12 protein-coding genes are annotated in these 14,359 nt (G+C 44.8%); all 12 read right to left on the bottom strand.

Going from position 1 to position 14,359, the window contains the following annotated elements:
- Positions 1 to 279: 279 nt before the first annotated feature.
- Positions 280 to 894, bottom strand: a complete 615-nt coding sequence (locus OYT88_RS14020; protein WP_274400901.1) for a phosphatase PAP2 family protein — start codon at positions 892 to 894, stop codon at positions 280 to 282.
- Positions 895 to 1,375: 481 nt separating this feature from the next.
- A complete protein-coding gene (locus OYT88_RS14025) occupies positions 1,376 to 1,657 on the bottom strand; it encodes a hypothetical protein (RefSeq protein ID WP_274400903.1) in 282 nt (93 codons plus the stop codon).
- A gap of 269 nt (positions 1,658 to 1,926) precedes the next feature.
- Positions 1,927 to 2,586: a VTT domain-containing protein gene (locus OYT88_RS14030; protein WP_274400904.1), complete on the bottom strand. Its 660-nt coding sequence runs from the start codon at positions 2,584 to 2,586 to the stop codon at positions 1,927 to 1,929.
- A 1,177-nt stretch (positions 2,587 to 3,763) separates the two neighbouring features.
- Positions 3,764 to 4,087: a hypothetical protein gene (locus OYT88_RS14035; RefSeq protein ID WP_274400905.1), complete on the bottom strand. Its 324-nt coding sequence runs from the start codon at positions 4,085 to 4,087 to the stop codon at positions 3,764 to 3,766.
- A gap of 459 nt (positions 4,088 to 4,546) precedes the next feature.
- Positions 4,547 to 5,398: a methyltransferase domain-containing protein gene (locus OYT88_RS14040; protein WP_274400907.1), complete on the bottom strand. Its 852-nt coding sequence runs from the start codon at positions 5,396 to 5,398 to the stop codon at positions 4,547 to 4,549.
- Between the two features lie 1,064 nt (positions 5,399 to 6,462).
- Entirely contained in the window at positions 6,463 to 7,797 is a 1,335-nt protein-coding gene (gene glnA, locus OYT88_RS14045) for a type I glutamate--ammonia ligase (protein ID WP_274400908.1), read from the bottom strand.
- Between the two features lie 62 nt (positions 7,798 to 7,859).
- On the bottom strand, positions 7,860 to 8,246 hold the full coding sequence (locus OYT88_RS14050; protein ID WP_274400910.1) for a MerR family transcriptional regulator: 387 nt from the start codon (positions 8,244 to 8,246) through the stop codon (positions 7,860 to 7,862).
- Positions 8,247 to 8,350: 104 nt separating this feature from the next.
- The gene (locus OYT88_RS14055) at positions 8,351 to 9,631 is read right to left on the bottom strand and encodes a methionine gamma-lyase family protein (RefSeq protein ID WP_274400911.1); all 1,281 of its coding nucleotides are present in this window, start codon (positions 9,629 to 9,631) and stop codon (positions 8,351 to 8,353) included.
- A 4-nt stretch (positions 9,632 to 9,635) separates the two neighbouring features.
- On the bottom strand, positions 9,636 to 10,886 hold the full coding sequence (hflX, locus tag OYT88_RS14060; protein ID WP_274400912.1) for a GTPase HflX: 1,251 nt from the start codon (positions 10,884 to 10,886) through the stop codon (positions 9,636 to 9,638).
- A gap of 25 nt (positions 10,887 to 10,911) precedes the next feature.
- On the bottom strand, positions 10,912 to 11,865 hold the full coding sequence (locus OYT88_RS14065) for an AAA family ATPase (RefSeq protein ID WP_443029739.1): 954 nt from the start codon (positions 11,863 to 11,865) through the stop codon (positions 10,912 to 10,914).
- A 239-nt stretch (positions 11,866 to 12,104) separates the two neighbouring features.
- A complete protein-coding gene (hfq, locus tag OYT88_RS14070) occupies positions 12,105 to 12,338 on the bottom strand; it encodes an RNA chaperone Hfq (protein WP_188805127.1) in 234 nt (77 codons plus the stop codon).
- 266 nt (positions 12,339 to 12,604) lie between these two features.
- Positions 12,605 to 13,549: a tRNA (adenosine(37)-N6)-dimethylallyltransferase MiaA gene (miaA, locus tag OYT88_RS14075; protein WP_274400914.1), complete on the bottom strand. Its 945-nt coding sequence runs from the start codon at positions 13,547 to 13,549 to the stop codon at positions 12,605 to 12,607.
- Positions 13,550 to 14,359 lie beyond the last annotated feature (810 nt).

The raw sequence follows: 14,359 nt of genomic DNA on the forward strand, positions 1-14,359 counted from the left end.
ATCCTATAGACCCGAATGGCGTGCCGCAGAAAAAAGCCAACCGGCTGGACAGCATCACGGCGGTTCGTTTTGACACCTGTCGCTTTTTGAGGAATCAGGCAGGACGCGATGACCTCAAGGTGATTCCCATCACGGAACGGTGGCCTGTTTAAAGACTAAATCTGATTTCATCTTACTCCAATTAACCCATAATCTGCGATAAAAGATGGACAGTTGCCTTCACAATAACTCCAGATAGTCTCAATTATCATCTTTATTTGATTTTATTCTGAAGCCTTATCACAGTCGTTTAAATGATCCGACATGATCCTCTCTATTGTGCCGGGGCTGAAGGTGTAAGATCCGAACAATGGTTTTTGTAACAGGATAGAAAAACCGTGAATACTTGCGGATTACCCAGCTCGAAAAAAGTCCGACAATGATGCTTGCCAGAATATCCGTCGGCCAGTGAACGCCGGTATAAATTCTGGAAAACAGCATAATCGCCGTAAAAATTGTGAATATACGACTTACCCATTTGCTTTTACCCCAAGTGGCAGAGGCGATCGCCGTACCGCCAGACCCGTGATCGCTTGGGAAAGAAGCATCAGCCGGATGAGGAATAAGCTGATGATAGGTGCCTTGCGGCAACGTAACGAAAGGTCTCGGACGCGCCCATATGTGAGAGATAATCACATTGATTAAAAGAGCAAGTACGCCTGAAAAAACGGCCAGCACTAAGGAATGGCGTGTTTCAATCTTTGAACGGGGCAAAAAGAACCAGAAAGCTATGAAAAAGAGTCCATAAATTTCGAGCGCATACTGTGCAACGAAAGATAGGATCGCATCTGCCCAAGAAATATGCCCTGACAGGTTGTTAATTGCATGGAATACAGCGACATCAAACGGATTCATTGAATACTCCATCTCCCTTTTGGTACTCAATAATACTTAGAGCATTGGAACAGATTTATGAACATAATGTAAATCATAGTTTAACATAAATTTACAATTGAGCAGACGCAATTATGCTATAATGCAGATAGAAGATCAGCGATTTAACTATTTATCAAATGCTTCATGGTTAGCATGGTCTTAATCAAAAACAACTGAAAGAATGCCTATGACAAAGCTATCCTTGGAGTGACGACATACGAAAATTCTTGGACTGCTTCAGTCGTATGATCAAATATGCACGATAAGGGACATCTTATCCAGGCATAAGTGGAACGTGATAGTTCAGAACGGGTTCTCGATCGTTTTCCGTTAGTGATTTGAAGAATTATACTGCCCCGATCCGGGAAGAGCCGCTATTTTGCAGATAAATTTCTTGAGCTATGAGCAAGATGTTTTTTCTGTTTTGTGAGTTCAACTCTAAAACTTTGAGTTATTGATTTTAAAATCCCCAAAATTCTGCCATGACTGCAAGTGTTGTCCCAAACAAGTTAAAAGTTGAGAAAATAAAACTTAACAGTTGAAGAGCAAAATCTAAATCGCTAATATTTTCTTTATACTTTAAAAAAGTTAGAACAATCGCTGTTATCGAGCAGGCATAAGAAAGAAACACTCCGACCCAGAACCAAAGCATCCCAGTTTTCCAATAAGTCATGTCCACAAATATCATATCAAATAAGATGCCAACCAAAGCCAGAATGAATGAAACTCTTATCCTCTTCATTCCATCTTCCCCTCTAAATAACTTCTGAACTTATATTGTATTGGCTTATTTGAGGACAGCTTGGCAACTCTTCTGGTGCTTGGTCCAAACTTAAAATGCCTTCCATGTTCGTGATGAGCAAAATGATACGTCTTAAAATGTTTTTGTACTAAAGAAAAGATACCGCAGTTATACTTCTGTGATACTTTCAAATTTCGTATCTTTATCTTTTAATAAAGGATGCTCCAAGAGAAATCTCGCTTTTTCCCCATTTCGATCGCGGCACTTTCTTACACTTCATTCTTTCTGCTGAAAAGACTTTTAAGCCAGACCAGTATAATGGGGATCAAAGAAACGAAGACAATCAGCAGCACAATGATCGAAAAATGAGCCTTGATAAACGGGATCTGCCCGAAAAAGAAGCCCGCCAGCAGCCCCAGCAGCGTCCAGGCAGCGCCGCCCAGCACATTATAAAAGAAGAAAAACGGATAATTCATTCTGCTGCCTCCGGCGATAAAAGGAATGAATGTACGGATGAACGGAATAAACCGGCCGAGGAATACGGCAAAACCGCCGTATTTATTAAAAAAGCGCTCGGCTTTTTCCATTTTGTCCTGATTAATCAATTTACGGAAAAGATGGTGTTTCTCCAGCGTCAGGCCGAGTTCGCGTCCGATCCAGTAATTGACGGTGTCGCCAAGCACGGCGGCGAAAATAATCAAAAGAATCAGCAGCAAAAGATTGAGTCCTGAACTGCTGTGCGCGGCAATCGCACCCGCAGCGAACAGCAGAGAATCCCCGGGAAGAAAGGGACAGATCACCAGGCCCGTCTCAATGAATATGATCACAAAAATAATTCCGTACGTCCATCCCCCGTATTGATTGACGATGGTCAGAAGCAACCGGTCAATATGTAAAAAAACATTGATGATCCATGATAAAGCATTCATGTCTATGTCTNCCCGTATTGATTGACGATGGTCAGAAGCAACCGGTCAATATGTAAAAAAACATTGATGATCCATGATAAAGCATTCATGTCTATGTCTCCCCCGATTGTCCTATTTATGAGCATTCTTCGTGTTTTATCCTACCGGAAACCGTAATAAATATTAAACCCTGTTTCATGATCCCAGTATCAAAGTACAGTTTATCTTCTTTTTCTGAAAGAAAACTGAAAAGGCGGGCGATCCCTCCGTCTCTTCACCGTCCTTCTCTGTAAGGTAAAAACCACTGAGCTAGACGGAATTACAGCTCATGTACTGACTTTATCTTCGAAGCAGCTGACAGCATTCCCGCTAACTGAGGGCTCAGCTTGATAGCCGGGCCTGCTCTTCGTACCTTCTGTACTTTCCATGGGACGGGGGACGCACGCCTTCCGCATTCACGTATTCTCTGGGAACTATCTAACCATCTAAAGCTGTCAAAATAATTCATGTCTCTTTACAACAAACGTTCCTACCCATTTAGATCAATTAGTCTTTTATTTTTTAAACATTATTTATCAATGCAACGCGATAAAGCAAGATTCTAATGAAAACTATCTCCCTTCACCAAGGCACTAGGGTCCTTAAAGTTGCTGCTCCGGCATAAGCAGCGTGATTCTGCTTGGTGTAGGCCTGATCAAATTCCTTTTCAAGATAAAACGTAATAAAGATTCCAATCAGGAACCAAAGTAAGAGCCCTTAAGATGAGAAAGTTGAGAAGAATAAAATTAGAAGAGTGCTGGTGATATCGTTTATCCGGCATGAATCCAGAAACAGATGCTTTACATGACCTAAACGGCTGATGACCGGCACGACCAGATATGCCGGACGAAAAATGATCAAGAGTTATTTGAATGAACGTCATCAAAAAAAGGGCACTTTGTGAATTCCCATCTACTGAATCTATAAAAAGGCGCCAAAAATCGGTGTGACAAGACTTAAATTAATCAGCGGATCCTAATTAGGGGCGATTCACGTAGTAAAAACAATAAAAATCAGCATTAGATGTACCCTACATCCAATGCTGATTTTTATTTTGCACTCTGGTATTTCATCTTAAATTTCTGAAATACTCTAGTTATTGGAACTCTGTCATAAAATGATACAAAAAACGAAACTGAATGGGTCATTTTGTTCATCGTCAAGCTTTAATATCGATTCTTCCAGTAAAATCAAGTGAAATGTTTTGACTATTGGCAATTTGAGAGGGCTGACCTCCAGTTAATTGCTGCTGTTGCTGCAATTTATTCTTGATCATTTGTATCGCCTGCTGAATCCTTTGAACCTGTTGTGAGCTGCCATTCTTGCTCTGCAACTGCATCATCTGATTAGTCAATAACTTTTCCTGATTGGCCAAAACCGTAGGATCACTCGACGTGATAGTCGTTGGGACATTTGATGAATTTTGAGAACTCGCCAAACTGCTCGTTTGACTGACTTGTGCATTTACTGCAGATACGCTCATGTACAAACATCTCCAATTCTATTAAAATAACGTTTCTCTAATTGAAAGTAAAACAATTCCCTATATTGTTCAAATTATCCTTTTAAAGAAAGTAAGTCAAGTGTTTGTAGATAAGAATTTCAGCTACCAAGCAGAAAATAGATTTATGATTCTTCAGAATTTCCTTGCTAACAGGGGTCGTTATCAATAATTAGCAGCCGTTTAGTTGAGTTGACTTAGCTTCTGAGTTTTCGCCATGAAATCCTGTTCAAAACTAAGGATGCGATCAGAAAATAGGTCATCTGTCGATTTTAGCAGTGGATCTTAGAACCATTCGACCATGTGGAGATATGCCGCAAAAGTTGAGTAGATACTTGTATAAAATTTTTTTAATTCTGTACATCAAATAAAATTAGTATGTTTTTGTCCATCTGGATACTTCAGCGTTCTAATAGTGTTAACGAAACCCTAGTTTTCAGACTATGGTTTCAAGGCCCGAACGATGAATCTTGAATCATTAAGAAATTTAACTCTTTGAATATGGTCATATGCGTTTGCAAAATGATAATTAAATTCTTTTTCCGTTAGCAAAGAGTGTTCTATGATTTCTTCTTCAATCGCCATAAATCTCTTTACAAAAGATAATTTTTGGAGTAACAATAACGAAGGATCTCTTACAAATTCTGCATATGTATCAATGTTTACGGATTGAATTTCAAGCCCGGCTTCATTAAGATAGCCAGCTAACTTGCGCCCAATATGCCGATCACCGCCATTAATAACTTGCAACTCCATTAATGCTTTTTTTAAGATTTCTTGACTTTCGTCGACCGGATACTCAACAGTAAAGCTATCATCCACATCTATGATACAAACCGTCCCCCCCTGTTTAAGAACACGTTTTATTTCTTTGGCCGCTTGGACAGGGTTAGTTAAATGCTGAAAAACAAAGCGTGATACGGCAAGATCAAAGCTATTATCAGGATAATCTAAATGTTCAACGTTTTGTTGTTTGAAGTTGATCTGCCCTAAAAAATCTTCTTCGCTCTTAATTTCATTATAGATTTTTTGGGCAACTTGAATTTTTGATTCATCGATATCGATCGCTTCTACAATGAGCCTATATTGACTAGCAATGTCAATAGATAACGCTCCAAATCCTGTGCCTACATCAAGAACTTTAAATTTATCATCCTGAATGGAAAGCCCTTCAGCAAACTTTCTTCTCGAGATTCCAGTAAGGATGGTCTGCAGTAACAACCAGTCATCCTTTATTTGCTCGCCAAGCCATATTTTTTTGTATGTTTTATCAATCTTTTCATATATTGACACTGCAGACTCCCTCTACATCTGTTTTTATTTTGGGCTTTAAAATCAGTCCATGGCCGCCAGCAGACCGACTTTTTCAGTTCGGCTGTCCCTCAAAGGATTGGCGGTGACAGAAGAAACGATCAATGACTCCTGCCCGCCTGCGATCTAAAGTTTTTCGCTTCATATCACAGGCACACAATAGCATGCTGCTGGGCTGGTCGGGGACTCAGGAAAAGTTTATTCCCAAAACTGATCTTCCCGACGCTAGATTTATTATGGTGTTTTTTTGCTCCAACTCAGCTGGCTAATTTGATTTTACAACTGATCAAATTATTAATCCAAGAATTCAAGAAAAATAACTCATAAGTGCTTAATCTATCATTATTGTGAGATAAAGTACATAATTGATGACCCTTGGTCACGATCTGCGAAGAAAAAAGCGCCACGAATAAAAAAACTTGTCGACAACAGAAAGACTTACAATAATAAAGACCTCATATTGACTACAATGAGGTCTTGTCTTACCTACAAATTATTTGTTTTTTTTACTCGATCGTTCATTGGAATATTCTTTACTCACATGAAGTTCTTGTTTTACTATTCGTGAGAACAACCCTTTGCCGATTTCACCGCTCCCTTTTGACACCCTTACTCGAAAAACGTCCCCATTTTCTAACACTTTTTCATAGATATCGTCTCTAGAACTCTGACATAAAAACACATAACCATCGTTCTCTGAATATCTTCGAAGATCCTTCCACTTAGGCGTGAATCAGCACTTCGCTGTACACACGCCGACATCGACGCATGGTTTGGGAAAACCGGCACCATTTCAATCAGTACGCCCTCTACGCCATACCTGCGCAGCTCTGATGATCGAGTCTGGAGCTGTGTCCGAACGGCCTTGAGCACGCGAATGAGCGGATCACAGACGAAGTGTACACGCACACAAGCAGTATTCTTCAAACAGATCGTATCTCGAAATTTGAAAAACATACGGCATTTTAAACCGGCGGTCAAAAAAAGGGGCAAAGAGAAAACCCCTCAGCACCAATAGTGCCAAGGGGTTCGGCAAGTCTGCCAGATTAATACTGTTCGAGATATTGATCGCGTTCCCACTGATGAACTTGGGTTCTAAACATATCCCACTCAATTTCTTTTGCATCATTGAAGCGGGAAACGGTGTGCTCGCCGAGAGCCCCGGTGATGACCGAATCCGCATTAAAGATGGCCAATGCTTCTTTCAGATCGGAAGGAAGTTCATGAATGCCGAGTTTTTCACGTTCTTCATCGTCCATGACATAGATGCTGCGGTCTACCGGATCCGCGGGCGTCAGTTTTTCTTTGACGCCATCGAGACCGGCTGCAAGCATGGCAGCCATGCCGAGGTAAGGATTCGTAACCGGATCGACGCTTCTGACTTCAATACGTGTGCTCAGCCCGCGGGAAGCCGGAATACGAATCAGCGCACTGCGGTTGCTCAGCGACCAGGCCACATAGCTCGGTGCCTCATATCCGGGAACCAGCCGTTTGTACGAGTTGACGGTCGGGTTGGTAATCGCTGTAAATGCACGGGCATGTTTCAAAACGCCGGCGATGAAGGCCTTGGCCGTTTCACTGAGCCCGTCCTCGGAAGATTCATCATAAAAAGCATTTTCCTTGCCTTTGAACAGGGACATATTGGAATGCATGCCTGAGCCGTTGACGCCAAACAACGGCTTCGGCATGAAGGTTGCATGCAGATTATGCTGACGGGCAATTGTTTTAACGACAAGCTTGAATGTCTGAATGTTGTCGCAGGTTGTCACCGCATCGGCATACTTAAAGTCGATTTCGTGCTGACCCGGAGCAACTTCGTGGTGCGATGCTTCGATTTCAAAACCCATGTCTTCAAGTTCCAGGACAATATCGCGGCGACAGTTTTCGCCGAGATCCGTCGGAGCCAGATCGAAATAACCGCCGTTGTCATTCAGATCAAGTGTCGGCTTTCCTTCATCATCCATCTTGAACAGGAAGAATTCAGGTTCCGGGCCGATGTTAAATGCCGTGAAGCCGAGCTTCTTCATTTCTTCAAGCTGAACCTTAAGCACACTGCGAGGATCCCCTGGGAATGGCGTGCCATCCGGCTTATGGATATCACAAATCATTCGGGCGACCTTGCCCTTTTCTGCAGTCCAGGGAAATACGACAAAGCTATCGTAGTCCGGATACAAAAGCATGTCGGATTCTTCAATCCTTACAAAGCCCTCGATTGAAGAACCGTCGAACATAATCTTGTTGTTCAGCGCTTTCTCCAGCTGGCTGACCGGAATTTCCACATTTTTAATGATTCCGAGCAAGTCAGTGAACTGCAAACGAATAAATTTGACGTTTGCTTCATTTACCTTAGAAATGATGTCCTCTTTCGTAAACTTTGCCATTCGAGATCCTCCCCAAAATAAGTTTCTATTTTCAAAAAAATTTATATACACAGGAAACCGCCTCACTTGAAAAACCGTGAGAGTTCCCCTTGTATCAACGAAGATTTGCCATATTTACCGGCACCGACCAATTCCGTTTTCAGAAACTTCATGAGTTCGGCATCCGAAATTTCTTTTTTCTCTTCAACAGGACGGTTCGCCTCAACAGGTTTCTCGCTCAGAACACGACGGATGCCGGCCAGATTGACCCCTTCATCCAGAAGGGATTTAATATCCAGCAGCCGATCGACATCATTAAATGAAAAAACACGACGATTGCCCGCTGTACGCTCCGGATGGATCAATTCATTTTCCTCATAATAGCGGATCTGCCGTGCGGTTAAACTTGTCAGTTTTTGAACAATTCCCATTGAAAACAAAGGCATTGAGCGGCGTACATTGTTGTCCATATCGCCTGACGCCCCCTTCTTAAAGACATTATAACGTTCGACACAAATGTTGTCAAACAATGTTAGTTTACCTAACAGATAATGGCATACTTTTAATAGACTTGTCACAATTGGGCATGTACCACATCAATCAGCTGTTTTTCAGCAAGATGATTGACGGCAATGATCATGGCAGCTTTAACGTGTTCCAGTGTCAGTCCTCCCTGAACATAAAGCTTATAGGGGGGGCGAAGCGGACCGTCCGCCGTCAGCTCAAGGCTTGCTCCCTGAACAAAAGTGCCGGCAGCCATAATTACTTTGCTCCGGTACCCCGGCATCGGGCTGGCAAAGGGCAGGACATGCGAATTAATCGGGGAGGCCATCTGCACAGCCTGACAGAAGGCGGTCATCTGATCCGGATCGCGAAAAGTAATGCTCTGAATCAGATCGGTTCTTACGGACTCCCATGAAGGCGATGTTTCCATCCCCAGCCGCTCCATAAGCGCCGCTGTAAAAACAGCCCCTTTCAGCGCCTGAGCGACGGTATGCGGCGCAAGGAAAAAGCCTTGATATTGATCGGCCAGACCGCCGAGAGTCGGGCCCACTTCCCGTCCCAGACCCGGAGCGGTCAGGCGTTCCGCACACATGGAAACAAGATTGGAACGTCCAACTATGTATCCGCCGACTTTAGCAAGACCTCCTCCCGGATTTTTAATCAGCGAACCGGCCATCAGGTCGGCTCCGACATGACAGGGCTCTACGGTTTCGGTAAACTCCCCGTAACAGTTGTCTACAAATACAATGATCCGCGGATGGACGCTTTTGATGGCTGAAATGGCTTCACCGATCTGATGAACGGAAAGCGACGGACGATTACCATAGCCGCAGGAACGCTGAACAGCAATCATTTTTGTATTCGGCCCGATTGCGCGGTTAACAGCCTCCGTGTCAATACAGCCGTTTTTAAGCGGCATCATTCTATAGCCGATGCCGAAGTCTTTCAGTGACCCGTGCCCGCCTTCAGCAATACCGATCACGCTCTCAAGCGTATCATAAGGGCTCCCGGTAATGTACATGAGTTCATCGCCGGGCCTGAGCACGCCGAAAAGCGCCGTTGTAATGGCGTGGGTTCCGGAAACCATCTGCATCCGGACAAGTCCCGCTTCGGCGCCGAAACAATCCGCGTAAACCGCTTCAATGCCGTCTCGGCCGAAATCATCATAGCCGTAACCGGTTGTCCCGCTGAAATGAGCATCGCTGATTTTATTTTTTCGGAAACTGGAGAGCACACGAAACTGGTTCTCCTGAGCAATCCGGTCAATCGTTCCTGTTTTCTCCTCAATCTGCCGGTCGACGACTTCAACAAGCCGCTGCAGCTCTTTTCCATAAGTCAATTCACCGTACATTCTATTACTCCCCGTCTTTTAAAACCGCATGCTTGATCAATTTTGAAGCAAGCGGCGTTTCAGGAAAAACAAAGCCTTCAACTTCATAACTTTGCGCTTCCTCGATAAATGTTCTTCTTTCAAGCACCGCATGCGTCATGATTTCATTCAGAAGCCTGCCTTCATCGGCCGGAATCCGGCACTTGAACGGCACCATTTGTTTGATCAGCTCATTTTGAACGGCCTGTAACACACGATCGCCGTCCTCAATGCTGCGTGCGGATATAAGCAGCGCTTCCTTCGGCGCGATAAATGCGGTTTGTAAAAGATCCCTTTTATTATATAGTTTCAAAACCGGAAGATCATCGGCGCCCAGTTCGGACATTAAGGCAGCAACTGTCCGCTCCTGTGCGATCAAATCGGGATCCGAAGCGTCGACAACATGAATAATCAATCGGGCGCCGGTTATCTCTTCAAGTGTTGAACGAAAAGCGGCGACAAGTTGCGTCGGAAGATCCTGGATAAATCCAACCGTATCGGAAAGCAGACAAATCAATCCGTTCGGAAGTTTCATTTTTCGAGTCAGAGGATCAAGGGTCGCAAACAATTGATTTTCGACATAAGTATGAGCGGACGTCAGCCGATTGAACAGAGTGGATTTACCCGCGTTTGTGTATCCGACCAGTACCACAAGGCATTGATCATTGGCCGTACGCCGGTCGCGGTAACGTTTCCGGTGCCCCGCCACCGTCTTCAACTGATTGCCGATGTCCTTCATTCTGTTTCTGATATAACGCCGGTCGGTTTCGAGCTTTGTCTCGCCCGGACCGCGCGTACCGATCCCGCCCCCCAGCCGTGAGAGGGAATCGCCCATGCCGCTGAGCCGGGGAAGCAGATAATTCAGCTGCGCCAGCTCTACCTGGAGCTTCCCTTCACGTGAACGCGCCCTCATCGCGAAGATATCGAGAATAAGCTGCGTCCGGTCCAGAACCTTGGAAAAAAGCGACGTATTCAGCCTGCTCTGCTGCCCCGGAGAAAGTTCACCGTTAAAAATGACGGCATCCGCTCCAAGCTGCTTCTCCAGGGCTTCGACTTCTTCAAGCTTCCCCTTTCCGATATACGTGGCGGAATCGATTTGCTGCCGTTTTTGCGTCGATACAGCAACGACCTCGCCTCCGGCTGTTTTCACCAGTGCCTCAAGTTCCTGAAGCGATGAGTCGAACCGATCATCGGACTGATGCGGCAGCTGGCAGCCGACAAGTATCACATTTTCCATAAACGACCTCTTCCCAGATGCTTTTCTATGCTTCATCCGCTCCGGAAACCGGTCTCACGTCATCAAAGACAAGATCGCACGCCCGAATGGTCAGAAGCGATTCCCGATCATAGTTTCCTTCCCTGACCAGACGGACAGCCTGCTGGCGGATCATCTTTTCGACAAGATTGCGGATATAGCGTCCGTTGCTGAACTGTTTTTCATGATCGCTGACTTTTTGATGCAGATGGCGGGACAGCCTTTTCTGTGCTTCCGCTGTCAGCCGATATTCACGTTCCCCGACCATCTGAAGAGAAATGGCCAGGAGCTCTCCGCCGCTGAAATCCGGAAAAGAAAAAATCATTGGAAAACGGGAAGGCAGCCCCGGATTCATTTGCAGAAAATCATCCATTTCATCGGAATAGCCGGCCAGAATGAGAACGAATTCGTCTTTGTGATCCTCCATCTGTTTAACGAGCGTATCAATGGCTTCCTTTCCGAAATCCTTATCGCCGCCTCGTGCCAGCGAATAAGCTTCATCAATGAAAAGGACGCCCCCGAGTGCCTTTCTGACCAGTTCCCTTGTCTTCTGCGCGGTCTGTCCGATGTATTCACCGACCAGATCCGCACGTTCCGCCTCAATCAGCTGGCCCTTAGAAAGTATCCCCATTTCATTGAACAATTCTCCGAGCAGCCTGGCGACCGTCGTCTTCCCGGTTCCCGGATTGCCTTTAAAAAGCATATGAAAAGACTGTTTCTCTACTTTTAATTGCGCTTCTTCCCGCTTTCTGTAGATGTAAAGCCACGCATAAAGCTCTTTTACCATATGCTTCACTTCATCCATGCCAACGAGCCGGTCCAGTTTCTCTTCCAGCTTCTCAAGCGGTGCATGGCTCACCTTTTCTTCGATAGGAAAAGGCGCGACAGTATTTCTCTCATTTTTTTGATTGAATATGACATTAATCTGGCTTTTCTGCGTAAATGTATAGGCCTCCCGCACGATTCCGATCACCTCGCTGTTTTTCGGCGCAAGTCCGGACGTTAATGCCTGCGTTCGATTATGTATACGCCGGTTGTGACTGCTCCGTGACAATCGCCCGTTTCTCAGAAGTTAATTCCGGGAAAAAGAGGGCTAAATCATTTTATGATGAACGGATGGCATTCAGAAGGCGGAAAAAAACAAGGACGTACGAAAAGCAGCAAGAAAGGCAGCACCGATCGCTGCCTCTCCGTTATCTATTAAGACTCTTCCTGACTTGTCCAATTCACGGGTTTTGACGGAGTAAAAGTAGAAATGGCGTGTTTAAAAATTAATTGCTGCTTGCCATCGCTATCCAAAAGGACTGTAAAATTATCAAAACCCTTTACTTTGCCCTTCAGCTGAAAACCGCTGACAAGAAAAACGGTTACAAAGGTCCCTTCTTTACGTAATTGATTAAGAAACGTGTCCTGGATATTAATCGACTGCTTCATTTTATTCCTCCTCTTTTCTCTCTAGTAAAGGTATTTCGACTCCATGGTGAACTTTCCTGCAATAATTAATTATTTTTGCATGATCTTTTCCCTGAGAAGGAAGAAAACTAATCCAGCCACAGAAAGATCTCATATTAATTATATTTTAATTTTCCATCATTTGCAAAGCATCCTGAAGCCGCCGTTTATAAAATGACAAAAAAATAACTTTTTAAATACTCGCGAAGTTCTAGCTCGGGGGTCTATATCGTTTTCGCCGGCAGCTTCTATTTTTTCAGCCCTTTTTCAGCAAAACTGAGAACCTGATCGGCCGCGTTCGAATAACCCGAAACAGAGCCGTCCAGTTCAAACCAGTGAATGCTGTTCATCTGTCCCCTGAACCAGGTAAATTGCCGCTTCGCATAGCGGCGCGAATTCTGTTTCAGCCGCGCAATCGCCTCATCTAAAGAAATACGCCCCTCAAAGTACGGGAAAAATTCCTTATAGCCGATCGCCTGAAGAGCCCTGGATTCCCGAAGTGCACGCCGTTCATAAAGGCCGCGCACTTCATCAAGCAGGCCGTTTTCAATCATTCGATCGACACGCCGATTAATCCGCCGATAAAGCCGATCACGCTCCATGGTCAGCCCGATTAAAACCGCGTCGAAAAGCGCATTTTCGGAAACTGCCTGCTGCCGGCCGCTGAAAGTCCGTCCTGTTTCATGATAGACTTCCAGAGCCCTTATCACGCGCACCACGTTATGGGGATGAATCCGTACGGCTGCGTCCGGATCGACTGCCCGAAGCCGTTCATGCAGCGCTTCTCTTCCAGCCTGCTCCGCGAAAACCTCCATTTTCTTCCGATACGCCGGATTGGCTCCGACCGACGAAAAACGGTAATCAAACAGCGCCGCTTTCACATAGAAACCAGTTCCCCCTACTAAGATCGGAAGCTTGCCGCGGCTTGAGATTTCAGCGATAGCCCGGCGCGCATCGCCCTGAAAGTCCGCTGCTGTATACGCTTCTTCAGGATCGCATATATCGATCAGATGATGGGGCACGCCCTCCGCTTCCTGTGCAGTGATCTTGGCCGTACCGATATCCAGCCCGCGGTATACCTGTGAAGCATCCCCATTAATCACTTCGCCGTCAAAATGCTTTGCTGCTATAATGCTTAACTTTGTTTTGCCGACTCCTGTCGGGCCGACAATCGCAATCAATTTATCGCGCATAAATAAACTCCCTGATACTGATCTTTTTTCCGACTCCCGATTATGCCAGTATACCACAACTGCCCGGAAATTCTTATAACAGCCGGCACCGCTCGGAAAAATTTAAAACGGTCCCTGTCAGCCGAAACGGCTTATTGAAGGAGATAAGATTCCCAAGCCAGCCCAAAAGGAAGAAGCAAATAGACAAAATGACGGGATCTATAAACGGAATAGCTTTGTCAGACCGGAGCAGGCACGGTCGAATGATTCGGCAGACTGAAGCATAGCGGACGTTTCCGGAGTTTAGCGCTTCTCTGCAAATGATAATCGTTTTTCAGAAAAAGCGATGATGCAGCCATGCCGCGGCCGGAAGGATACAGGATGTTTGATATAGCCCAACCCAATGAATTAACCGGTGTCGCTCAGCGATATGATTGATAAAAAAATCGAACCAAAAAATAAGAATATATATTCTCATGTAGTTCTGACAATTTAAAAGCGTCCGGTCATTTTACGGTCATGAAAAGTACCTCTTTGTAGAGGCACTTTTTTCATATATTAATCGAACATACGTTTTGTTTTCTAGCATTAAAAGATCATATGCTCGTGTATAATATCCGTGAAGTGGGACCTATGCTGACGGACAATCAACCGCGACGAAGAAAAGCAGATTATTCGTGAGTACATCTTCTTTGCGCTGATAAAATTGGTCCTGCGGGGCGGCAGGAAAATCATAAACGTCACAAATACGAAATTCAAGGATCTTTATATAGCGAACATTTGACGAAGCCATCCATCGCCTTGCCTTAGACATGAGGAAAAAATACGGAC

Origin of the sequence: Sporolactobacillus sp. CQH2019 (assembly GCF_028765345.1) — a bacterium.
GTDB lineage: Bacteria > Bacillota > Bacilli > Bacillales > Sporolactobacillaceae > Sporolactobacillus.